The sequence below is a fragment of the Variovorax atrisoli genome (assembly GCF_014195185.1).
Lineage (GTDB): Bacteria > Pseudomonadota > Gammaproteobacteria > Burkholderiales > Burkholderiaceae_C > Variovorax > Variovorax atrisoli.
Genome location: NZ_JACIBG010000001.1, coordinates 1,209,906 through 1,231,698, shown reverse-complemented (window position 1 = coordinate 1,231,698; position 21,793 = coordinate 1,209,906). Strand labels below are relative to the sequence as shown.

Genomic DNA, 21,793 nt, shown 5'->3' with positions numbered 1-21,793 from the left:
CGATTCCCCCGTTGTTCATCTCACTCATCACCGCGCGCGTCTTGCGCATCGCCGGCTATCCGCCGGCGGCTGCGAAGCCGGCGCATGTTTCTTCTTACCAAGAGTACTCAGAGGCGATCATGAAAAGATTCAATACACCCGTGCTCCATCATCTTGCCATCACCGCAGTCACCCTTGCCGTCCTCACGGCTTGCGGCGGCGGCGGAGACGGCGGTGGCTCTTCCTTGGGCGGTGCAGGCGTCGGCCTCAGCGCACCTTCGGACCAGGTCGTTTCCGCTCCCGTGTCCGATCCCACCGCCAAGGCGCCCGATGACGGCGTGCCCAACGCGGCGAACAATGCGGTCGCCGCCGTCGACCGCTCGGCGCGGCCGATGGAGCTGCCCGACACCGTCTGGCCCAGCAACTACAAGCTGTGGTTCCGCCCCGATGCGGCGCTCAAGACCTTCGTGGGCCGCGGCGACGTGGAGATCGAAGTGCTAAAGCCTGTCGATGCCATCGTCGTCGCTGCGCACAACCTGAACTTCGCGAGGGGCCGCACCACGCTGCGCAAGGTGTCGAACCCTTCGGAGGCGATTCCGCTGATTCCCACGCCGCAGACGCTGGGCGACTTCGTGCAGCTGCGCCTGAACGACGGCCAGATCGCCAAGGGCAAGTACCTGCTGCACATGGAGTGGGACGGCAAGATCCAGTTCTCCGACGCCGAGTACTGCCCGCCGGCCGAGGTGGCGCGCAACCCGTTCTGCTCGGCCGCCACCGGCATCTTCAAGGTAGGACTCTCCACGCCCGAGGGCGTGAGCAGCGACGCCATCGTGACGCAGGGCGAGACCAACTACGCGCGGCAGTGGTTCCCGGGATGGGACGAGCCGGCCTTCCGCCACACCTTCGAGATATCGGCCGAGGTGCCGGGCGACTGGAAGACGGTGTCCAACGGCGCGCAGATCGAGGCGACGAAACTGCCCGACGGCTACCAGCGCGTGGCCTTCGAGAAGACGCCCTCCATGCCGATGTACCTGACCTTCTTCGGCGGCGGCAAGTTCGACATCCTGGCCGACAAGTTCAAGAACCCGCTCGACGGCAGCGAGATGCCGCTGCGCTGGTTCACGCCGCCGGGCCGCTCCGACTGGGCCAAGTTCGCGATGGAGTGGACCAAGGTGTCGATGGACTACTACTACAACTACACCGGCATTCCGCTGCCGTTCAAGAAGTTCGACACCGTCGCTGCCAACGACAGCTACAACAACAAGCCCAACACCGGCTTCGGCGGCATGGAGAACTGGGGCTCGATCTTCGAGTTTGCCGACTCGGTGCTCACCAAGCCGGGCGACACGCCCACGCTGTACTCGGTGACGGTGGTGACGCACGAGGTGGCGCACCAGTGGTTCGGTGATCTGGTCACGCTCGACTGGTGGGACAACGTGTGGCTCAACGAGTCTTTCGCGCGCTGGTTCGAAAGGCGCACCACGATCAAGTTCCACCCCGAGTACTACAGCTTCTCCGACTACGTGCTCGACAAGCACAACGTGATCGTCGCCGACCTGAAGAGCACGGCCGTGCCGGTGCAGCGCAACCTCAACGACGCGGGCTCGTTCGGCTTCATCAGCCCGTCGATCTTCGTCTACAACAAGGGCAGCCACGTGCTGGAGACCATCCAGAACTACATCGGCGAGGAAGCGATGCAGAAGGGCCTGCGCATCTACCTGAAGGACTACGCCTTCGGCAACGTCACGCCGTCGCGGCTGTGGAGTTCGCTGGAGAAGGCCAGCAACGGCAAGAAGGTGAGCGAGATCGGCGACAGCCTGATCCGCCAGACCGGCATTCCGCTGCTCACGGTGGACGCGCAGTGCGCGGGCAAAAGCACCTACGTGAACATCACGCAGGAAGCCTTCCCCAACCAGAACCTGTACCCAGCATCGACCTGGACCATTCCCGTGACGCTGGCCTATGGCGACTCGATGGAGCAGCGCAAGACCTTCGTGATGTCGGGCAACAGCACGCAGATCGAGCTGCCCGGTTGCACCGCGGTGCTGGCCGGGCCGACCGGGCAGGACTACTACGTGAGCAACTACAGCGCCCCCTCGTGGAGCGCGCTGTTGGCCAGGGCGCAGAACTTCGCGGGCAACAAGCCGCTGCTGCTGAACATCGAGCGCGATGCGTTCCGGCTGCTGAGCGTGGGCCGCATCACGCAGGCGCAGTACGACCAGATCAAGGGCGTGCTGAACCTGCCCGCACCGCTGCTGGCCAAGACCCAGGTGAGCGAGCAGAAGATGGCTGCGGTGGCCACCGGTGCGGAGAAGGAGGAGTACCCGCACGCACTGCGCTTCCAGGGCAGCCTGAAGCTGCGCGAGAACGAGAAGCGCTGAGCGGCATCGGCTGAAACGGCGCGCGCCGTCCTGCATGCGGCATGCAGGGCGGTGCGCGCTCCTTCGACAAGGGATCATCATGAACACAGCACTCAAATGGCTGGCCGCCGGTGCGTCGGCATTGCTGCTCGCCGCCTGCGGCGCGAACAGCGGCGGCGCGCCCGAGGCCGAACTGGTCGGCACCTACGCCGTGAAGCAGAACGGTGCGCTCAAGGAGCTCATCAAGATCGAGAAGCAGGGCGACGCCTACGTGATGCGCGACAAGGTCCGCACGGCCGAGTGGAGCGAGCCGAAGATGACGATGAAGCCAGTGACGCGCGAGCACTGGACGCGCATCACCACCGACCGGGAGAACACCGCCTTCGTCGGCGTGGCGAGCGAGCAGCTCGGAATCTTCAAGGTGCCGGCCGGCTGGAAGAAGAACGGCTTCCAGACCTCGACCGGCTACTTCCTGTTCTATTCGCGAGGGCCGGTGGAGGCGTACAAGCTCTGAACCCGGAGGCTCAGGCGGCCGGCGCCACGCTCGCGCCCTCGATGCGGTGGCGCTTCAGCGCGTCGGCCACGAAGCCGCTGGCCTTCATCTCCTCGACGAAGGCCGCGAGCAGCGCCTGCGCCTGGGCGCCGCGGCTGGCGGGCGTGCCCATGGCCTGCTGGATCACCATGAAGCGCCCCGGCAGCACGCGCACGCCGGGTGCGCGCTGCGCCTCGCCTTCGAGCAGTTGGCGGATGCCGGCCGCCACCTCGACCTCGCCCGAGCGCAATGCCGCCAGTGCGGGCCCCGCGCCCTGGAGGCGGACGATCTCGGCCGCCTTGATCTCGCGCGTGAGGAACAGGTCGTAGGCGCTGCCGGACCCGACCGAGATGCGGTTGCCCTTGGCATCGACCTGCGCGTTGTCCTTCAGGGCCGAGCCTTCGGGCACGAGGTAGCTGCCCTCGATCAGCACGTAGGGCGCGGTGAAGAGCAGCCCTTCGCTGCGCGCCGGGTCGATGGCGAAGAAGCCGATGTCGGCCTTCTCGTTCTTGACCGCGTCCACCGATGCGGCGGCCTTCTCGAACACCACCAGCTCGATGCCCACGCCCAGGCGCCGCGCGAACTCGCGTGCCAGGTCGATGGACACGCCCACGGGTTCGCCGGTTGCGGCGTCCTTGTTGGCGAGGATCGGATTGCCCAGGTTGATCGAGGCGCGCAGCGTGCCGCCGGGCGCGAAGGCGGAAACGAGGGAGGGGGAGATCGTCGTCGGCTGAGGCTGTGTCATGGCGTTCGTTCGTCGGCAGGAGGAGCGCGCCAGTTTACGGGCGGGCCTGCGGAATTTCCTACCGGATGTAGGGAAGCGCGCTCACCGGCGAGGCCCGGCGGCTCCCGTAGGCTCGGGCATATTCGAAGGTAATCTTTTCTCTTTAACTCCTGCCGTTTCCGCCGTGCCGCTTTCCACCTTTCCTGTCGACGACAACGTCCCCGTCCGCCGCAACCTGGTATCGGCGACGGAGAGCGAGCTCGACATTCGTGTGTTCGGCCCCACGATCGACGTGACCGCCCAGCCGGAGGGCCTCCCGCGATGAGCGCCGCCGTCCAACCCTCGATGGCCGAGGTGCTGCGCCCCCTGCGCAATGCCACGCATGCGCTGCACGAAGCGCTCGACAGCCAGCTGCCGATCGCCCGCGAAGATGCCTCGCTGGCCGACTACGCGGATCACCTGCGCGCCCTGCGTCCCTGGCTGGAGGCGGTGCGGCAGGCGCTGGCCGTCCCCGGCGATCCCGGGCTCGACCGCGTGGCGCGGCGCACCGACCGGCGCCTGGCGGCCCTGGCGCTCGATCTGGAGGATGCCGGTGCAGCGCCGGTCGGGGAGCACGCCGCCGCCACGGCCCAGGCGTGCCTTGCGCCTCGGCTCGTGGAGGCCGCCGCCGAGCCTGCGTTCGCCTGGGGCCTGGCCTACGTGCTCGAAGGCTCCCAGCTCGGCGGCCTGGCCATGCACAAGCGCCTGGCGCCGAAGCTGGCGCCGCATCCGATGCGCTACTTCCAGCCCGTCGACGCACCCGACGGCCTGCCCGCGCATTGGAAGGAATTCGTCGCGCAACTGGCCGCGGCGCTGCGCGATCCGGCGGCTGTCGATTCGGCCCAGCGCGGCGCGGTGGCCGGCTTCGAAACCCTCATCCCGCGCTTCGGTTTGCAGCCGGCCGGATTGTAGGAAGCCGCCGACGAATCCCCCGAAGACGCGCTGGCATGATCCTGTCAACCTGTTTCCAGATAAACCAGTGCGGCCGCCGCCGCCTCGCCCGAACTTGACCAACGTGCCGCCGCCCCTGACCCTCACCGAGCCCCAGCCGCAGGCCGGCTCGCGGGCCCTCGAGCCCGTGCCGGTCGACCTGTCCAATTGCGACCTCGAGCCGATCCGCGTTCCGGGCTCGATCCAGCCGCACGGCCGCATGCTGGTGCTCGACGGCGGCTCGCTGGCGCTTGTCGCATGGAGCGAGAACTGGCCCGACGCCGAACTGCCCGCCGCGCTCGAGGCCGTGCGCGGGTTGCGTTTGCCGGCGATGCCGCCGGGCGGCTCTCCGGTGTCGCTCGGGGCGATGAGTCTTGCGCAGAATTTCTTCGACGTTTCCGCGCACCGTGGCGGGAACCACCTGATCGTCGAGTTCGAGGCCGCCTCGCCCCCGGGCGGCAACGAGGCGCCCATCTATTCTCTGGGCCGCGTCTTCCTGCCCCGGCTGCAGGATGCAGCCACGGTGGACGAACTGTGCTGCCTGGCCGCACGCGAGATGAAGCGGCTCACCGGTTTCGGCCGCTGCCTCGTCTACCGCTTCGACGCAGCCGGCCATGGCGAGGTGCTGGCAGAGGCCGCCGAGCCGGGCTACGACAGCTACAGCGGCCATCACTTTCCCGCGTCCGATATTCCGCGCCAGGCGCGCGAGCTGTACCTCGTCAACCACTTCCGGCTGATCGCCGACGCCAACTACCAGCCGGTGCGCCTGCGTGCCAACGACGCGTCGCTCACGGCCGCCGACATCGACCTTTCGCAGGCGCAGCTGCGCAGCGTCTCGCCGATCCACCTCGAGTACATGCGCAACATGGGCACGCTGGCGTCCATGTCGGTGTCGATCGTCATCGACGGCAGGCTCTGGGGCCTGATCTCCTGCCACGACCATGCGCCGCGCTTCCTCGACACGGCGACGCGGCTCGCGTGCGAGCACCTGGGGCAGCTGCTGTCGCTGCAGATCCGTTCGAAGGAAAGCAACGGCGAGGTGGCCGAGCGGCTCGAGCTGCGCAAGCTCACGCTGCAGATCGTCTCGCACCTGTCCAACAGCGACGGCACCCTGCAGCACCTCACGTCCGAGGTCTCGCTGATGCTGCGCGTGATGCGCGCCACGGGCGCCGCCGTGGTGCTCGACGACGAGGTCTGGTGCGTGGGCGACGTGCCGGCGCGCGCGCACGTGCAGGAGCTTGCGGGCTGGATCGCGGGGCTGGGCGTGGAGGTCTATGAGAGCAATGCGCTGGCGGCGCACTTCGCGCCGGCTTCGCAGTTCGTCGACGTGGCGGCGGGCGTGCTCGCCATCTCCATCTCGCAGGTGCACCGGCACCTGATCCTCTGGTTCCGCCCCGAGATCGTGCAGACGGTCCGCTGGGCGGGCGACCCGCAGAAACCGCAGAGCCTGGTCAACGGCCGCATGCATCCTCGCCTGAGCTTTGCGAGCTGGGTGGAGCACATCCGCGGATGCTCCAAGCCCTGGTCGCCGGCCGAGGTCGGGGCGGCCGCCGAACTGCGCCAGGCGCTGATCGGCATCGTGCTGCGCCGCGCGGAGGAACTGGCCTCCGTGGCCTCCGAACTGGGACGCGTCAACAAGGAGCTGGAGGCGTTTTCGTACACCGTGTCGCACGACCTGCGCGCCCCGATGCGGCACATCGCCGGCTACGTCGACCTGGTGGGGCAGACCGAGGGCGAGCAGCTCAGCGAGCGGGGCCGCCGCTATCTTTCGCACGTCAAGGAGGCGGCCGCCTTCGCGGGACAGATGGTCGACGCGCTGCTCGACTTCTCCCGCATGGGCCGCTCCGCGCTCAAGCGGCGGCAGGTCGACAGCGCCTCGCTGGTCGAGGGCCTGGTGCGAGAGCTGACGCGGCTGGAGCCGCAGCGCAAGGTGGAATGGCAGGTCGATGCCGACCTGCCGGCGCTGTATGCCGACCCGCTGCTGCTGCAGGTGGCGGTGCGCAACCTGCTGGCCAATGCGGTCAAGTACTCGCGCACCCGCAGCCTGTCGCGCATCGCGGTGCGCGGGATCCGCAGCGACCTGGGCGACGGGCTCGAAGTGCAGGACAACGGCGTGGGCTTCCAGATGAAATACGTCGACAAGCTGTTCGGCGTGTTCCAGCGGCTGCACCAGGCAGAGGATTTCGAGGGCACGGGCATCGGCCTGGCCAATGTGAAGCGGATCGTGGAGCGCCATGGCGGCACGGTCTGGGCAAAAGGGGAGATCGACGCGGGGGCGAGCTTCGGCTTCATCCTGCCGCGCCAGGGCCCCGACAACGGAGAGGAACATGCTTAAGCCGATCCTGCTTGTCGAGGACGACAAGCGAGACCTCGAACTCACCCTGATCGCGCTGGAGCGCAGCCAGCTCGCCAACGAAGTCGTCGTGCTGCGCGACGGCGCGCAGGCGCTCGAGTACCTGCACCGCCAGGGCGAGCATGCGGACCGCGCCGAGGGCAATCCGGCCGTGATCCTGCTGGACCTGAAGCTGCCCAAGGTCACCGGACTGGAGGTGCTGCAGGCGGTGCGCGCCAATCCGGCGCTGCGCAGCATTCCGGTGGTGATGCTCACCTCGTCGCAGGAAGAGTCGGACGTGCTGCGCAGCTACGAACTGGGCGTGAACGCCTACGTGGTCAAGCCGGTGGCGTTCGACCGGTTCGTCTCCGCAATCGCCGAGCTGGGTGTGTTCTGGGCCGTGCTCAACGAACCGCCGCCGGGCTCCCTGAAGGCTGCGCGCAAACATGAGTAGCGACGGCGGCGCCCCTGCCGCGACCATGCAGCCGACGAGCATCCTGGTACTCGAAGACTCGCGCTTCGACGTCGAGCTGCTGACCGAGGCGCTGGCCCAGACCCTGCCGCTGGCCACGATCCGCGCGGTGCGCGACGAGCGCGGCTTCGTCGAAGCATTGAATGAAGGCGGCTTCTCGCTGATCCTGTCCGACTACGAGCTGCCGGGGTTCTCGGGCGCGCATGCGCTCGAGCTGGCGCGCCGCCTGGCGCCGGAGACGCCGTTCATCTTCGTCTCGGGCGTGATCGGCGAGGACAACGCGGTCGAGCTGCTCAAGAGCGGGGCCACCGACTATGTGAGCAAGGGCCGTCTCGCGCGGCTGCCCGTGGTGCTGGAGCGCGCGCTCAAGGAGGCCGCCGACCGGCGCGCCAAGGGGCTTGCGGAGCGCCGGCTGAACGCGGCCAACGAGGCCATCATGGAAGCCGAAGCGCGCCGCCTGGCCCTGATGGAGCTGGGCGACCGCATCCGCGACATGGACGAGCCGGGCGACATCGCCTATGCGGCCTCCGAAATGCTCGGGCGCAGCCTGGACGTGGACCGCGCCGGATACGGCCTGGTGGACACGGCGGCCGAGACCATCGTCATCGCCCGCGACTGGACCGCGCCCGGCGTGGCCAGCCTCGCGGGCCTGCTGCACTTTCGCGACTACGGCTCCTACATCGACGACCTGCGCAAGGGCGTCACCGTGGCCTTCGCCGACGCACGGCTCGACTCCCGCACACGCGACAACGCGCAGGCGCTGGAGGCCATCACTGCGCGCGCGGTGGTCAACATGCCGCTCACCGAGCGCGGCGGGCTGGTCGGGCTGCTCTATCTCAACCATGGCGAAGTGCGGCCGTGGACGCGCGACGAGTTGGACTTCATCCGCGAGGTCGGCGACCGCGTGCGCTCGGCCATCGCCCGGCGCGAGGCGCAGATCGAGCTGATGGCCCTGGCCGAGTCGCTGGAGCGCCAGGTCGAGGCGCGCACCCACGAGCGCGACCGCACCTGGGCCCTGAGCCAGGACCTGCTGGGCGTGGCCAACTCTCAGGGCTTCTTCGTGAGCGTGAACCCCGCCTGGGAAGCCGTGCTGGGCTGGAACGCCGAAGAGATCTGCGCCATGCCCTTTCGCTCGCTGGTGCATGCCGATGACCTGATCCACACCGAGGCCGAGCTGGAGCGCCTCCTGCAGGGCGAGCGCACCACCGGTTTCGAGAACCGCTACCGCACAAGGAGCGGCGGCTACCGCTGGCTCTCCTGGACCGCCGTGCCCGACAACGGCCTGCTGTACGCCGCTGCGCGCGACATCACCGAGCAGAAGGAGCGCGCCGCCGAACTCGATGCCGCGCGCGAGCAATTGCGCCAGAGCCAGAAGCTGGAGGCCGTGGGCCAGCTCACCGGCGGCCTGGCGCACGACTTCAACAACCTGCTGGCCGCCATCAGCGGCAGCCTCGAACTGATGCGCCGGCGCGGCCTTCAGGGCAATCCGGCGGACATGGAGCGCTACGTGGGCGTGGCGCAGGGCGCGGTCAAGCGCGCGGCCGCGCTCACCCACCGGCTGCTGGCCTTCTCGCGGCGCCAGACGCTGGAGCCCAAGCCGGTCAACGCCAACCGGCTGGTGACGGAAATGGAAGAGCTGCTGCGCCGCACGCTGGGCCCTCACATCTCGCTGGAGACGGTGGCGGCCGTCGGGCTGTGGAACGTGCACGCCGATCCGGGCCAGCTCGAGAACGCGCTGCTCAACCTGTGCATCAACGCGCGCGACGCCATGCCCGAAGGCGGCACCCTGGTGATAGAAACCGCCAACCGCTGGATCGACGCCCGGACCGCGCGCGACCGCGAGTTGCCGATGGGGCAGTACGTGTCGCTCACCGTCAGCGACAACGGCGTGGGAATGCCGCCGGAAGTGGTGGCTCGGGCCTTCGATCCGTTCTTCACCACCAAGCCGATCGGCATGGGCACCGGACTGGGCCTGTCGATGATCTACGGCTTCGCGAAGCAGTCTGGCGGGCAGGTGCGCATCTACTCGGAGGTCGGCAAGGGCACCTCCGTCAGCATCTACCTGCCGCGCCATGACATGCAGGAAGAAGTGTCCGCGGCACCGGCAGTGGCCATGCTCGCGCCGCGCGCCGACCAGGGCGATACCGTGCTGGTGGTCGACGACGAACCCGCGCTGCGCATGATCATCGTCGAGGTGATGCGGGGCCTGGGCTACGCCACGCTGGAAGCCGGGGACGGGGCCGAGGCACTGCGCATCCTCCAGACGCCGCGGCAGCGCATCGATCTGCTGGTGAGCGACGTTGGGCTGCCCGGCGGCATGAACGGCCGTCAGGTGGCCGACGCCGCGCGCACGGCCCGGCCGGGCCTCAAGGTGCTCTTCATCACGGGCTATGCCGAAAACGCCGTGTTGAGCCATGGCCACCTCGACCCCGGCATGCACGTGATGACCAAGCCCTTCGAGATGGACGTGCTGGCGCGCCGCGTGAAGCAGTTGATCGAAGAGCGCTAGCGCCCGACCGTCGGTACGCGCCCGGCCGGGGCTCCGGGAGATCAGCGCGCCGTCAGCGGCTCCAGGCCGGTCTTGGCGATGGTGGGAGCCGCTGCGGGCGAATTGAGGTAGCGGATGAGCTGCCGCGCCGCGTCGGGCTGCTTCGAGGCGCTGGCGATGCCGGCGGAGAACACCGTCACGCGCTGCACTTCGGCAGGCAGCGGTCCGATGTAGTCGATGCCCGCGATGGGCAGCAGTTCGCTGACCTGCTGCAGGCCCAGCGCCGCGTCGCCGCGCGCCACCACGGAGCCGACGCGCTCGCTCAGGATGCGCTTGCTTTTGGGCTTGACCTGGTCCTCGATGCCGAGCTTCTTGAGCAACTCGGTCTCGTAGTAGGTGCCGCTCGCGCTGGCCGAGTAGGCGATCGACGGCGCTGCGATCAGCGTGCGCTTGAGCGCGTCGACCGTGCTGATGTCGGGTTTGGGCGCGCCCTTGCGCACCGCGAAGCCGATGGCCGAGCGCACCAGGTCGACCTGGCTGCCCGGCACCACCTTGCCTTCGGCCACCAGCGCATCGAGCGCGGGGCGCGCGAGGATCACCACGTCGGCCGGCTCGTTGCGGGCGAGGCGGCTGGGGATGGAGTCTTCGGCATTGCCCATCGAGGCGCCGTAGGCGGTCTTCACGCTGCGGCCGGTGCTGCGCTCGAACTCGGGGCGCAGGTCGTTGTAGGCGGCGGTGAAGCCGCCGGAGGTCATGACGTGGATGTCGGCGCCGCCCGCGGGCTTGCTGCTGCTGGTGGTGCCGAGGCTGCCGCAGCCTGCGAGCGCGAGGGCCGCGACCAGCGGTAGCGCGGCGCGGCGGGTGAGGGCGCCGAAGGAAGAGGGGAAGGAAGAGCGGAAAGAAGAGGGGGTCTTGAAGGGCTTCGTCACGATGTCTCCAGGAGGAAGAGGATTGCGGCGCGGTCGCCGCGTGCCGCTGTCATCGTAGAAGCCGGGGCTGTCATTCGGCCTTCAGCGAAGTCGGGGTTATCACTGAGGCGCCTCGGGTGCCTCGGGCTTGTCGGGAGTGCTCCTGCCTGCATCCGCGCCCGGCAGCCGCCCGCGCCGGGCCAGCCCCTCGCGCAGCAGGAACTCGACCTGCGCGTTCGCGCTGCGCAGCTCCTGCGCGGCAAGGCGCTCGATCTCGGCCCACAGGGCCGGATCGATGCGCAGGGGGTAGGCTTTCTTGCCGGGACTGGCCATCGGATGGGTACGGATCGGGAGGGAGCGTACGGTTCGCGCCTCAGGTGTAGAGCGTACCGGTGTTCACCACGGGCTGCGTCTCGCGGTCGGAGCACAGCACCACCAGCAGGTTCGACACCATCGAGGCCTTGCGCTCGTCGTCGAGCACGACGAGGTTGCGTTCCGACAGGCCCTTGAGCGCCGCCTCGACCATGCCGACCGCGCCCGACACGATCTGGTGCCGCGCGCTCACAATGGCCACCGCCTGCTGGCGGCGCAGCATCACCTGTGCGATCTCGGGGGCGTAGGCCAGGTGTGTGAGCTTTGCGTCGAGCACCTCGACGCCCGCGCTGGCGAAGCGGCGGTTCAGGTCGTCACGCAGCGCGTCGGCCACGGTGTCGAGGCCGGCACGCAGCGTGGTTTCCTCGCTGGGCAGGTCGTCGCCGCTGTCGTAGGCGTAGAGGGTGGCCAGGTGCCGGATGGCGGCCTCGGACTGGATGGCGACGAACTTGTTGTAGTCGTCGATCTCGAAGACGGCCTGCGCCGTGTCGTACACCCGCCAGACCACCGCTGCGCCGATCTCCACGGGGTTGCCGCGCTTGTCGTTCACCTTCAGCGGCGGCGTGTTGAGGTTGCGTGCGCGCAGCGAGATCTTCTGGCCGCTTTGCAGCGGGTTGGTCCAGCGCAGGCCCTCGGAGCGGTCGGTGCCCTGGTACTGGCCGAAGAGCGTGAGGATGATGCCCTCGTTGGGCTGCAGCATGTAGAGGCCGGGGATCAGCACGAGGCCGACCACGATCAGCAGGACGCTCATGGGCAGCGGCATGAGGCGCTGCACGATCGCCCAGACGCCGATGGCGATCAGCAGCAGCACCACGGCGGAAACGCCATAGCCGTTGATCGACCGGTAGGGGCGCTCCATGCGGACCGGTCGCGGATTGATGTTGGGGGTCTTCTCTTGCATCACTGCCTCCGTTGAAAGTGATATCACTCTAATATCTTTTTAGGACCAGTCAAGATGTTTTGGATGTCCCGGCAAGCGCGCCGGTTTTCCGCCGCCCGCTGCCGGCGCCAAGGTAAAGACGGCGCGCTTTACCGCCGCTTTACGGGCTCGCAACGCAGGCGACAGCCGCCGCGCCTGAAATTCGCGGTGGCCCTTCGGAGGGCCGGCCACCGAGGACTCCAGCCATGACCATGAACCGCTCCCTGCAACGCCTCGCACTTGCCGCCGCCCTCGTCGCCGTGAGCGGCCAGGGGTTCGCGCAATTCGGTGCTGGTGGAGGTGGTCCCGGCATGGGCGGCGGCCGGCGCGGCGCGCGGCCCGACAGCTCCGCCGCTTCGCGCACCGGCGAAGGCCTCACCACGCCGGCAACAGCCGCAGGGAAGATTCGCGACAAGCTCTACGACCTGCGCCTGCAGCTCATGGTCACGCCCGAGCAGTCGCCGCTGTGGGACCGTTTCTCCGACGCGGTTTGGGAGCTCGCCGGCCGCCCCGGCATGACGGCCGCCGCGCCATCCGACGACCTGAACGCGGTGCAGTTCGTCCAGCAGCGCGCGATGCAGGCACAGGATCGTGCGCACCGCATGCAGGCGGTGAGCGATGCGCTGTCGAAGCTCTACGAGTCGATGACGCCCGAGCAGCGCCACACGGCCGACCAGAACCTGCCGGCGGTCATTCCCTGATCGCCCTGATCAGTCAGTCGATCAGGTCGAAGCAGCAGCCCGCGTAGTAGGGCTTGTCGCCGCCCTCGACGAAAGGCACCTCGATGGGCTTGCCTTCGTTGCGCCACACGTCGCGCTTTCGGTAGCCGGAGCGCGAGAGGTCCGCAAGCAGCTCGTCGTGGTGCTGGATGCGGTAGGGGCACACCGCGATGCCGATGCTGTTGAGCGTGTAGATCGTTCGCTCCGGGTGCACGGCGGTGGTGTTCATCACGATGCGCCGGGGCTTCACCGTCAGTTCGGAAAGGATTGCGTCCATGCGCACCGGCAGGTACTGCAGGCTGCCCGACACGTACAGCACGTCGCAGCCGCTCGCATCGCGGTAGTCGGTGGTGAAGCCCAGCTGCTCGGTCGCCTCGCGCTTGACGGCCATCGCGCGGCCGCTCTCGACCACGCCGGGCACGTCGCACACCGTCCAGCGCAGCGTGGAGGGATAGCTCAGCACGCGGCGGAAGGCGTAGTACTTGATGCCGACGTGTCCGCCGAGGTCGAACACGCGCATCATGCCCGCGTCGATGGAGCGGCCCAGCCAGAAGAGGCCTGGGTAGTCGTAGAAGTAGATCTGCGGGCTGTAGAGCTCCCCTGCGTCGGCGTTGGCATAGCCCACGGCCTTGCTGGAAGGCGCCCCGGCCTCGGCCGCGGCGAAGCTGTCGAACGAGCCCATGAACAGGTTCTCGTCGGTGTTGTTGAGGAACTTGCGCCTGTACGCGCTTTCGCGGGCAGGAAATTGCAGGAGGCTGTTGAGCATCTCGTTCTCCGTTGGCTCGCCCATTCTGGGCGCAACGGGAGCGCGAAGGCGCTATAGCCCAGTGCGGTTGGGGCAGTTACCCCATGGGGGTTACATACCGCTCGCCAACGCCGCGGCGGCCGCCCGCGTCTCCACGCCCAGCTTCTCGAAGATGTGCTCCAGGTGCTTGTTCACCGTGCGCGGGCTGGTGCCCAGGATCTCGCCGATGTCGCGGTTCGTCTTGCCCTTGGCGAGCCACGAGAGCACCTCAGTCTCTCGCGGCGTGAGCGCCGCATCGGCCAGCCGCGCGGCCGGCCCCTCGCGCTGCACGGCGAACAGCAGCATCGTCTCGCCCAGCGCCGCCGCGCCGAGGTTGCGCACCGACAGCCGCATGCCGGTGGACGTGCCGACGGCGATGACCGCACCCGGCGCCAGCGCCGCTTCCAGCGAGCCCGGCAGCAGGCCCGGCGCCGGCGGGACCTCGAGCGCATGCAGCCACAGCGCGGCCTGCGGCGAGCGCCATGCGATGCGCCCGCGCGTGTCGACGAAGACCACGCCCATGCCCGCCACGTCCACCGCGTCGCGGGCCATGCGGGTGATGCGCGCGTTGCGCGCGTGCGTGTGCAGCCGCGCCAGCACTTCCTGCGCGCGGATCGGCTTCACCACGTAGTCGACGCCGCCGCACTCGAAGCCCTCGACCACGTGCGAGGTCTCCGACAGGCCCGTCATGAACAGCACCGGGATGTGCGCGAGCGCCGGGTTGGCCTTGATGCGCCTGCAGGTCTCGAAGCCCGAGAGGCCCGGCATCAGGCCGTCGAGCAGGATCGCGTCGGGCACCACCAGTTCGAGCCGCTGCAGCGCGGCCTCGCCGTCGGCCGCCACCAGCACGGTGTAGCCGCTGGCCTCGAGGGTGTCGCACAGCATCCCGAGGCTGCTGGGGGCGTCGTCCACCACCAGCACCACGGGGCGTTCGGCCGAAGGCGAATCAGGGAGCGAGGGTGTCTGCATCTTCTGACAGTGCGTTGCGGAGTTTGTCGAGTTCGAAGCGCGCGACCATGCCGCGCAGCCAGGTGCATGTGGCCGCCGCCGAGGGCGAGGAAGCGGCCAGCCGGTCGAGCGCGGTGTGCAGGCCGCGCACGTGGCCCATCTGTGCAAGCCGCATGAGCTCGGCGCGGTCGTCTTCGGGCAGGTCGAGCTGCCTGGGGCGCGGTGCGGTGTCCGCATCGTCGTCGCGGGCGTTCGGCGGCAGGGCGTCGCCGGCCGCCAGCCATTCGAGGCCGAGGTGGCGCTCCAGCGTGGCGATGAGCTCCGACTCGATCACCGGCTTGCCCACGAAGGCCTGGCAGCCCGCCGCGCGCAGCCGCTCGGCCTGGTTCTCGAACATGTTGGCCGAGACGATGATGATCGGGATCTCGCCGAAGCCCGAGGCGCGCACCGACGCGGCGGTCTGCCAGCCGTCCATGTCGTCCATCGTCAGGTCGAGCAGGATGGCCGAGGGCAGTTCCTCGCGCAGGCTGTCGAGGCATTCGGTGCCGCTGGCGGCCTCGCGCACCTCGAAGCCCAGCGGCGCGAGCATGCCCGCGAGCATCTGGCGCTGCACCGGCTGGTCGTCCACCACCAGCAGCGTGCGGCGCTCGCCGATGTAGCCCGACACGGGCTGGCGCACGGCACCCGCCTTGCCGGCCTGCGGGCCGGGGTCGGCCACCTCGCGCAGGTACACGCGCACGCTGAATGTGCTGCCCTGCGAGGAGGTCGACGCGAGCTTGAGCTCGCCGCCCATCAGCGAGGTGAGCAGGCCGGTGATGGTCAGGCCCAGCCCCGTGCCCGGCTCGCCGCGCCGGCGGCCCGCCGCGCCGCGCTCGAAGGGCAGGAAGATGCGCTGGTGGTCCTGCGGCGCCACGCCGATGCCGGTGTCGGCCACGTCGAAGCGCAGCACCTCGCGGCGGGCGTCAACGTGCAGCGTGACGGTGCCGCTGTCGGTGAAGCGCACCGCGTTCGTCAGCAGGTTGATGAGGATCTGCCGCAGCCACTTCGCGTCCGCATGCACCCAAGGCGGCAGCCGTCCCGCGTGCGTGTAGACGAAGGCCAGGCCCTTGTTCTCGGCCTGCGGGCGCACCATGTGCACGAGCTGGTCGAGAAAGGCCGGCAGCGCCAGCGGCGCGGGCTCCAGCTGCAGCCGGCCGGCCTCGATGCGCGCGAGGTCGAGCAGGCCGTCGATCAGGCCCAGCATGTGCTCGCCGCTGCGGTGGATGGTCTGCACCGCCTCGCGCGGCGGCTTCACCGAGTCGCCCTTCAGCAGGATCTGCGAATAGCCCAGGATGCTGTTGAGCGGCGTGCGCAGCTCATGCGTCATGCCGGCCACGTAGCGGGTCTTGGCCTGGTTGGCGGCCTCGGCGGCTTCCTTGGCGGCCTGCAGCGCGGCGTCGGTGCGGCGGTGCGCCTCGATCTCCAGCGCCAGCAGGTTGTTGTGGCGGTTCGACTCCTCCTGCGCCATCTGCCGGCTCTCGCTGCCCAGCACCACCCACCACGCGGCCACGGCCGCCACCACGGAAAGCAGCGCGAACACCTTCAGGAAGGCCGTGGCCATGACCGTGTCGCTGGTGCCCGCCAGCGCTTCCTGTGCATAGACCACGCCCACCACGGTGGCCAGCAGCGCGATGAGCGACGCTGCCACGAGCAGGTAGTGCGCCACGCGGAAGTTCAGGCGCGCCGACAGGGCAGGCGGCAGCAGCGCCTGCAGCCAGCCGCTCATCTGCTCGGCCGCGCGCGAATCGGTCTTGCAGCGGTCGTGGCAGCGCGACTCGAGCGTGCAGCACAGCGAGCAGATCGGCGCGCTGTAGGCCGGGCAGTGCGCCATGTCCTCCGACTCGAAGCTGTTGTCGCACACCGAGCACTTCACGGCCTGGCCCGGCGTCCAGCGCTCGATGTCGTTGCGCGCCAGGTAGTAGCGCCCATGCGTGCGCCAGGCCAGCAGCGGCGACAGCGCCATCGCGGTGGCCAGCGCGATGAAGGGCGAGAAGGCCTTCGCCCATTGCCCCAGCGTGCCGGAGTACGCCAGCATGGCCAGCGCCGCCGCCACCAGCATCGACACCAGGCCCACCGGGTTGATGTCGTACAGGTGCGCGCGCTTGAACTCGATGGTGCGCGGGCTCCAGCCCAGCGGCTTGTTGATGACCAGGTCGGCCACCAGCGCGCCCACCCAGGCGATGGCGATGTTGCTGTAGAAGCCCAGCACGTGCTCCAGCGCCGCGAACACGCCCAGCGCCATCAGCAGGATCGCGATGGCCACGTTGAACACCAGCCACACCACGCGCCCCGGGTGGCTGTGCGTGAGCCGCGCGAAGAAGTTCGACCATGCCAGCGAACCCGCATAGGCGTTCGTGAGGTTGATCTTCATCTGCGACACCAGCACGAACAGCACCGTGATGCCCAGCACCCAGGCCGGATCGCGCAGCACGTAGGAGAAGCCCGTGAGGTACATCTGCGTGGGTTCGACCGCATGGTTGGCCGGTATCTCGTGCTGCAGCGCGAGGAAGGCCAGGAAGGCGCCGCCCATCATCTTCAGCATGCCCGGCACGATCCAGCCAGGGCCCGCGACCAGCACCGCCGTCCACCAGCGCACGCGGTTGGCGGCGGTCTTCTCGGGCAGGAAGCGCAGGTAGTCGACCTGCTCGCCGATCTGCACCACCAGCGAGAAGGCCACCGTGGCGGCGGCGCCGAACATCAGCGGGTCGAAGCCGCTGCTGTCGGAGGTGCGGCCTACGAGGCCGGTGAAGTCGGCGTAGAGCTCCGGCTTCTTCACCAGCACCGCGACGAAGGGGCAGATGAACAGCACGATCCAGATCGGCTGCGTCCACAGCTGCAGCCCCGAAATGAGCGTGATGCCCCGCGCAACCAGCGGGATGATGACGATCGACGACACCATGTACAGCAGCCACAGCGGCCAGTCGAGGTACATCTGCAACGCCAGCGCGAGGATGGCCGCCTCCAGCGCGAAGAAGATGAAGGTGAAGCTCGCGTAGATCAGCGAGGTGAGCGTGGAGCCCAGGTAGCCGAAGCCCGCGCCGCGCGTGAGCAGGTCCATGTCCACGCCGTGGCGCGCCGCGTAGTAAGAGATCGGCAGGCCCGTGAGGAAGGTGATGAGGCCGACCACGAGGATGGCCCACAGCGCGTTCGAGAAGCCGTAGCTCAGCGCGATCGCCCCGCCGATGGCTTCCAGCGCCAGGAAGGAGGTGGCGCCGAAGGCTGCGTTGGCGACGCGGAACTCCGACCACTTGCGGAAGCTGCGCGGCGTGTAGCGCAGCGCGTAGTCCTCCAGCGTCTCGTTCGCGACCCAGGCGTTGTAGTCGCGGCGGATGCGGAAGATCTTCTGTCCGGAGACGGATTGCATGGCGGGTTCTCGCGGCGGCGGTGGCATGGCCCGGGTACAGCAAGAAGCGCTCCCTGCGTGCTTCCACCGGTTTCTGGCTCGCGAGTCTGCAGGCACGGGGGGCCCTCGCCGCTACGTTGAATGACGTATTCGCGCATACGCCGGTGATTTCTAAAGTTCCAGCCATGGTGCTCGGGGCACCGTCCGATGCACTTCGATGGTGCGCGGCCTTCCTTTCCAACAACCTGCCTGGAGTTTCCTGATGTCGCGTGATTCCGATCTTTCCCTCGATGCCATGGCATTGCGCCGCCGCCGCCTTCTGCAGGGCGCCGCCGCGCTGCCCGTGATGGGCCTCAGCGGCCTGAGCTTCGGCCAGGGCCAGTTCCCCACGGCCAAGGTCAACACGACGAAGCTCGCCGTGACGGACACCGAGGTGACGGTGGGCCAGCTGCATTCGTCCACCGGCACCATGGCCATCTCGGAGACCGGCTCCATCCAGGCCGAGCAGCTCGCCATCGACCAGATCAACGCCATGGGCGGCATCCTGGGCCGCAAGATCAAGGTCATCAAGGAAGACGGCGCCTCCGACTGGCCCACCTTCGCCGAGAAGTCGAAGAAGCTGCTGGTCAACGACAAGGTCGCGGCCGTCTTCGGCTGCTGGACCAGCGCCTCGCGCAAGGCGGTGCTGCCGGTGTTCGAGAAGGAGAACGGCCTGCTGTACTACCCGACCTTCTACGAAGGCCTGGAGCAGAGCAAGAACGTGATCTACACCGGCCAGGAGGCCACGCAGCAGATCATCTGGGGCCTGGACTGGGGCGCGAAGGAGAAGAAGGCCAAGACCTTCTTCCTGGTGGGCTCCGACTACATCTGGCCGCGCACCTCGATGAAGATCGCGCGCAAGCACATCGAGAACTTCCAGAAGGGCTCGGTCAAGGGCGAGGAGTACTACCCGCTGGGCCACACCAACTTCAACTCGCTGATCAACAAGATCAAGGTGGCCAAGCCCGACTGCATCTTCGCGGCCGTGGTGGGCGGCTCGAACGTGGCCTTCTACAAGCAGCTGAAGGCCGCGGGCATCACCGGCGACAAGCAGTTCCTGCTGACGCTGGCCGTGACCGAGGACGAGATGACCGGCGTGGGCGGCGAGAACTTCGCTGGCTTCTACTCGTCGATGAAGTACTTCCAGACGCTGGACAACGCGAACAACAAGAAGTTCGTCGAAGCCTTCAAGGCCAAGTACGGCAAGGACGCCGTCATCGGCGACGTGACCCAGGCCGGCTACCTCGGACCCTGGCTGTGGAAGGCCGCGGTGGAGAAGGCCGGCAGCTTCGACGTCGACAAGGTGGTGGCCGCATCGCCCGGCATCGAACTCAAGACCGCGCCCGAGGGCTACGTGAAGCTCGACGCCAACCACCACCTGTGGAGCAAGGCGCGCATCGGGCAGGGGCAGGCGGACGGCACCTTCAAGGTGGTGGCGGAGTCGGCCGAGCTGATCAAGCCGGATCCGTTCCCGAAGGGCTACCAGTAACCGTGTCTTTCTCCCTCCCCCTCCGGGGGAGGGCAGGGGTGGGGGCAGGCAACCATCGATGAAGCCTTGCGCTCGCAGGCGCCGTCTGTCCCCATCCCAACCTTCCCCCAAAGGGGGAAGGAGCCAATACCCCAAACATCGGAATCCGTTGCCATGACTCTGTCGGACATGCTGAACATCGGCCTCATGCAGGGCTTCGCGGGGCTGAGCCTCTTCGCGGTGCTGCTGCTGATGGGGCTGGGCCTGGCGATCATCTTCGGCCAGATGGGCGTGATCAACATGGCGCATGGCGAGTTCATGACCATCGGCGCCTACTCGATCTACCTGGCCGCGCGCGTCACCGAGAGCCTCGCGCCCGAGTTCATGCCGTACTACTTCCCGATCGCCATCGCGCTGGCCTTCGTCTTCGCCTTCATCGTCGGCTGGATCGTGGAGTGGGTGCTGATACGCCACCTCTACAAGCGGCCGCTCGACACGCTGCTGGCCACCTGGGGCGTGAGCCTGGGGCTGCAGCAGATCTTCCGCACCTTCATCGGGCCGAAGGAGGTGAGCCCCACGCTGCCCGAATGGCTCATGGGCTCGTGGACGCCGCACGAGGGCCTGGACATCCCGATCAACGGCTTGTTCGTGCTCGCGCTCACCGCGCTGGTCACGGGCGGCGTGCTGGTCGCGCTGCACAAGAGCCGCTGGGGCCTGAGGGTGCGCGCCACCGTGGCCAACCGCACCATGGCCAACGCCACCGGCATCGACACGAAGAAGACCGACCGCCTCACATTCGCCATCGGCTGCGGCATTGCCGGCGTGGCGGGCGCGGCCTTCACCACCATCGGCTCGACCGGGCCCACCTCGGGGTCGCTCTACATCGTCGACGCCTTCCTGGTCGTCACCTTCGGCGGCGCGGCCAGCCTGTTCGGCACGGTGGTCTCGGCCTTCGGCATCGCGCAGACGCAGTCGGTCTCGGAGTTCTTCATGACCGGCTCGATGGCCAAGGTGCTGACGCTGTCGCTGATCGTCTTCATCCTGATGCTGCGCCCGCAGGGTCTCTTCGCCGTCAAGGTCCGCCGTTGAAGGCACGCATGAACCTGCTGCGCGATCCGATCTCGCACCGCTCGCTACGGATCCTGCGCGCCTTCAATTCCCTCTTCCTGCTTTGGAGTCATCGATGAATTTCATCAAGGCCTCGATCCAGCGCTACCAGCTCGGCAGCCTGCTGCTGCTGGTGCTGCTGCTCGCGGTGGTGCTGCCGCTGTCGCTCGACATCTTCCGCCTCAACCTCGTGGGCAAGTACCTCACCTACGCCTTCGTGGCCGTGGGCCTCGTCATGGTGTGGGGCTATGGCGGCGTGCTGAGCCTGGGGCAGGGGGTGTTCTTCGGCATCGGCGGCTATGCGATGGCGATGTTCCTCAAGCTCGAGGCTTCCGATCCGGTGTCGACCAAGATCCAGACCACGCCCGGCATCCCGGACTTCATGGACTGGAACCAGATCACCGAGCTGCCCACGCTGTGGCTGCCGTTCAAGAGCCTGCCGGTGAGCCTCGCGCTCGTGGTGCTCGCGCCGATGGCACTGGCCTGGCTCATCAGCTTCGCGATGTTCAAGCGGCGCGTGGGCGGGGTGTACTTCGCGATCATCACGCAGGCGGTGGCGCTGATCTGCACCGTGCTCATCATCGGCCAGCAGGGCTACACCGGCGGCGTGAACGGCATGACCGACCTGAAGACCCTGCTGGGCTGGGACACGCGCACCGACAGCGCCAAGTACGTCCTCTACTACGTCTGCGTCGGCCTGCTGGTGGGCAGCATCCTGCTGTGCCGCTGGATCCAGACCAGCAAGCTGGGCACGCTGCTGCTGGCGATGCGCGACAAGGAAGACCGCGTGCGCTTCTCCGGCTACGACGTCTCGAACTTCAAGGTCTTCATCTTCTGCCTGGCGGCGGGGCTCTCGGGGATCGGCGGCGCGATGTTCGCGCTGCAGGTGGGCTTCATGTCGCCGAGCTTCGTGGGCATCGTGCCCTCCATCGAGATGGTGATCTTCTGCGCCGTGGGCGGCCGCATGAGCCTGGTGGGCGCGGTGTACGGCGCGCTGCTGGTGAATGCGGGCAAGACGCTGTTCTCGGAGAGTTTCCCCGACCTGTGGCTGTTCCTGATGGCGGCGCTCTTCATCGGCGTGACCATGGCCTTCCCGATGGGGCTCGCCGGGGTGTGGGAAGAGAAGATCCGCCCCTGGTGGAAGTCGCGCCGCCAGGCGCTGCGCGAAGCCGCTGTGAAGCCGCCCGCCGCTTCCGCTGCCGTGCCCGCGCCGTCCGCCACATCGACCCCGCCCGAACCGACGCTGCCCGAAGGCGTCGGCAGCCAGCGCGCCTGACCGGAGCCAGCATCC

General features: G+C 68.3%; 18 protein-coding genes. 11 read left to right on the top strand and 7 right to left on the bottom strand.

Annotated elements, in window-relative coordinates; translation table 11 throughout:
• Nucleotides 1-119 precede the first annotated feature (119 nt).
• Complete coding sequence (locus FHY06_RS05835; protein ID WP_184603801.1) at nucleotides 120-2,360, top strand: M1 family metallopeptidase; 2,241 nt, start codon at nucleotides 120-122, stop codon at nucleotides 2,358-2,360.
• 79 nt (nucleotides 2,361-2,439) lie between these two features.
• Nucleotides 2,440-2,853, top strand: coding sequence for a hypothetical protein (locus tag FHY06_RS05830; RefSeq protein ID WP_132751327.1), 414 nt, complete (start codon nucleotides 2,440-2,442; stop codon nucleotides 2,851-2,853).
• 10 nt (nucleotides 2,854-2,863) lie between these two features.
• Here the strand turns inward: FHY06_RS05830 and FHY06_RS05825 are convergent, their stop codons facing one another.
• The gene (locus FHY06_RS05825; protein ID WP_184603799.1) at nucleotides 2,864-3,616 is read right to left on the bottom strand and encodes a transporter substrate-binding domain-containing protein; all 753 of its coding nucleotides are present in this window, start codon (nucleotides 3,614-3,616) and stop codon (nucleotides 2,864-2,866) included.
• 163 nt (nucleotides 3,617-3,779) lie between these two features.
• Here FHY06_RS05825 and FHY06_RS05820 point away from each other — a divergent pair, with 163 nt between their 5' ends.
• From FHY06_RS05820 to FHY06_RS05800, 5 genes are all read left to right on the top strand, one after another.
• Nucleotides 3,780-3,920, top strand: coding sequence for a hypothetical protein (locus FHY06_RS05820; RefSeq protein ID WP_184603797.1), 141 nt, complete (start codon nucleotides 3,780-3,782; stop codon nucleotides 3,918-3,920).
• Entirely contained in the window at nucleotides 3,917-4,546 is a 630-nt protein-coding gene (locus FHY06_RS05815; RefSeq protein WP_184603795.1) for a biliverdin-producing heme oxygenase, read from the top strand. Before FHY06_RS05820 ends, FHY06_RS05815 begins: the two co-directional genes overlap by 4 nt.
• A 103-nt stretch (nucleotides 4,547-4,649) precedes the next feature.
• Nucleotides 4,650-6,899, top strand: a complete 2,250-nt coding sequence (locus FHY06_RS05810; protein WP_311733671.1) for an ATP-binding protein — start codon at nucleotides 4,650-4,652, stop codon at nucleotides 6,897-6,899.
• On the top strand, nucleotides 6,892-7,350 hold the full coding sequence (locus tag FHY06_RS05805) for a response regulator (protein WP_019652139.1): 459 nt from the start codon (nucleotides 6,892-6,894) through the stop codon (nucleotides 7,348-7,350). Before FHY06_RS05810 ends, FHY06_RS05805 begins: the two co-directional genes overlap by 8 nt.
• Nucleotides 7,343-9,877, top strand: coding sequence for a response regulator (locus FHY06_RS05800; RefSeq protein ID WP_260310049.1), 2,535 nt, complete (start codon nucleotides 7,343-7,345; stop codon nucleotides 9,875-9,877). Before FHY06_RS05805 ends, FHY06_RS05800 begins: the two co-directional genes overlap by 8 nt.
• Nucleotides 9,878-9,918: 41 nt before the next feature.
• Here the strand turns inward: FHY06_RS05800 and FHY06_RS05795 are convergent, their stop codons facing one another.
• From FHY06_RS05795 to FHY06_RS05785, 3 genes are all read right to left on the bottom strand, one after another.
• The gene (locus FHY06_RS05795) at nucleotides 9,919-10,785 is read right to left on the bottom strand and encodes a substrate-binding domain-containing protein (protein WP_240649862.1); all 867 of its coding nucleotides are present in this window, start codon (nucleotides 10,783-10,785) and stop codon (nucleotides 9,919-9,921) included.
• A gap of 99 nt (nucleotides 10,786-10,884) precedes the next feature.
• On the bottom strand, nucleotides 10,885-11,097 hold the full coding sequence (locus FHY06_RS05790) for a type II toxin-antitoxin system antitoxin (RefSeq protein ID WP_019652142.1): 213 nt from the start codon (nucleotides 11,095-11,097) through the stop codon (nucleotides 10,885-10,887).
• Nucleotides 11,098-11,137: 40 nt separating this feature from the next.
• Nucleotides 11,138-12,037 (bottom strand): SPFH domain-containing protein, encoded by a 900-nt coding sequence (locus tag FHY06_RS05785; protein WP_019652143.1) that lies wholly within the window; start codon nucleotides 12,035-12,037, stop codon nucleotides 11,138-11,140.
• Between the two features lie 224 nt (nucleotides 12,038-12,261).
• Between FHY06_RS05785 and FHY06_RS05780 the strand changes: the two genes are divergently transcribed.
• On the top strand, nucleotides 12,262-12,756 hold the full coding sequence (locus tag FHY06_RS05780) for a Spy/CpxP family protein refolding chaperone (protein WP_184603792.1): 495 nt from the start codon (nucleotides 12,262-12,264) through the stop codon (nucleotides 12,754-12,756).
• A gap of 13 nt (nucleotides 12,757-12,769) precedes the next feature.
• Here the strand turns inward: FHY06_RS05780 and FHY06_RS05775 are convergent, their stop codons facing one another.
• The 3 genes from FHY06_RS05775 to FHY06_RS05765 form a co-directional block, all read right to left on the bottom strand.
• On the bottom strand, nucleotides 12,770-13,540 hold the full coding sequence (locus tag FHY06_RS05775; RefSeq protein ID WP_184603790.1) for a TIGR04325 family methyltransferase: 771 nt from the start codon (nucleotides 13,538-13,540) through the stop codon (nucleotides 12,770-12,772).
• A 90-nt stretch (nucleotides 13,541-13,630) separates the two neighbouring features.
• Nucleotides 13,631-14,527, bottom strand: a complete 897-nt coding sequence (locus FHY06_RS05770) for a response regulator transcription factor (protein WP_019652146.1) — start codon at nucleotides 14,525-14,527, stop codon at nucleotides 13,631-13,633.
• Nucleotides 14,505-17,909: a hybrid sensor histidine kinase/response regulator gene (locus tag FHY06_RS05765; protein ID WP_260310048.1), complete on the bottom strand. Its 3,405-nt coding sequence runs from the start codon at nucleotides 17,907-17,909 to the stop codon at nucleotides 14,505-14,507. Before FHY06_RS05765 ends, FHY06_RS05770 begins: the two co-directional genes overlap by 23 nt.
• Before the next feature lie 241 nt (nucleotides 17,910-18,150).
• On the opposite strand from FHY06_RS05765, the gene urtA reads away from it, so the two are divergent.
• The 3 genes from urtA to urtC all read left to right on the top strand — a co-directional run bounded on the left by urtA (nucleotide 18,151) and on the right by urtC (nucleotide 21,778).
• Nucleotides 18,151-19,416 carry an urea ABC transporter substrate-binding protein gene (urtA, locus tag FHY06_RS05760; protein WP_019652148.1) on the top strand — a complete coding sequence of 422 codons (1,266 nt, stop codon included), beginning with the start codon at nucleotides 18,151-18,153 and terminating at the stop codon, nucleotides 19,414-19,416.
• Nucleotides 19,417-19,569: 153 nt separating this feature from the next.
• Complete coding sequence (gene urtB, locus FHY06_RS05755) at nucleotides 19,570-20,484, top strand: urea ABC transporter permease subunit UrtB (protein WP_019652149.1); 915 nt, start codon at nucleotides 19,570-19,572, stop codon at nucleotides 20,482-20,484.
• 94 nt (nucleotides 20,485-20,578) lie between these two features.
• Nucleotides 20,579-21,778, top strand: coding sequence for an urea ABC transporter permease subunit UrtC (gene urtC, locus FHY06_RS05750; protein ID WP_126182111.1), 1,200 nt, complete (start codon nucleotides 20,579-20,581; stop codon nucleotides 21,776-21,778).
• Nucleotides 21,779-21,793 lie beyond the last annotated feature (15 nt).

What these genes read in the sequence shown, in the direction of transcription:
- FHY06_RS05830 (WP_132751327.1), top strand. Translation starts at nt 2,440, where the DNA reads ATGAACACAGCACTCAAATGGCTGGCCGCCGGTGCGTCGGCATTGCTG.
- FHY06_RS05800 (WP_260310049.1), top strand. Translation starts at nt 7,343, where the DNA reads ATGAGTAGCGACGGCGGCGCCCCTGCCGCGACCATGCAGCCGACGAGC.
- FHY06_RS05765 (WP_260310048.1), bottom strand. Translation starts at nt 17,909, where the DNA reads ATGCAATCCGTCTCCGGACAGAAGATCTTCCGCATCCGCCGCGACTAC.
- urtA (WP_019652148.1), top strand. Translation starts at nt 18,151, where the DNA reads ATGTCGCGTGATTCCGATCTTTCCCTCGATGCCATGGCATTGCGCCGC.
- FHY06_RS05780 (WP_184603792.1), top strand. Translation starts at nt 12,262, where the DNA reads ATGACCATGAACCGCTCCCTGCAACGCCTCGCACTTGCCGCCGCCCTC.
- FHY06_RS05785 (WP_019652143.1), bottom strand. Translation starts at nt 12,037, where the DNA reads ATGCAAGAGAAGACCCCCAACATCAATCCGCGACCGGTCCGCATGGAG.
- FHY06_RS05775 (WP_184603790.1), bottom strand. Translation starts at nt 13,540, where the DNA reads ATGCTCAACAGCCTCCTGCAATTTCCTGCCCGCGAAAGCGCGTACAGG.
- urtB (WP_019652149.1), top strand. Translation starts at nt 19,570, where the DNA reads ATGACTCTGTCGGACATGCTGAACATCGGCCTCATGCAGGGCTTCGCG.
- FHY06_RS05805 (WP_019652139.1), top strand. Translation starts at nt 6,892, where the DNA reads ATGCTTAAGCCGATCCTGCTTGTCGAGGACGACAAGCGAGACCTCGAA.
- FHY06_RS05825 (WP_184603799.1), bottom strand. Translation starts at nt 3,616, where the DNA reads ATGACACAGCCTCAGCCGACGACGATCTCCCCCTCCCTCGTTTCCGCC.
- FHY06_RS05815 (WP_184603795.1), top strand. Translation starts at nt 3,917, where the DNA reads ATGAGCGCCGCCGTCCAACCCTCGATGGCCGAGGTGCTGCGCCCCCTG.
- urtC (WP_126182111.1), top strand. Translation starts at nt 20,579, where the DNA reads ATGAATTTCATCAAGGCCTCGATCCAGCGCTACCAGCTCGGCAGCCTG.
- FHY06_RS05790 (WP_019652142.1), bottom strand. Translation starts at nt 11,097, where the DNA reads ATGGCCAGTCCCGGCAAGAAAGCCTACCCCCTGCGCATCGATCCGGCC.
- FHY06_RS05770 (WP_019652146.1), bottom strand. Translation starts at nt 14,527, where the DNA reads ATGCAGACACCCTCGCTCCCTGATTCGCCTTCGGCCGAACGCCCCGTG.
- FHY06_RS05835 (WP_184603801.1), top strand. Translation starts at nt 120, where the DNA reads ATGAAAAGATTCAATACACCCGTGCTCCATCATCTTGCCATCACCGCA.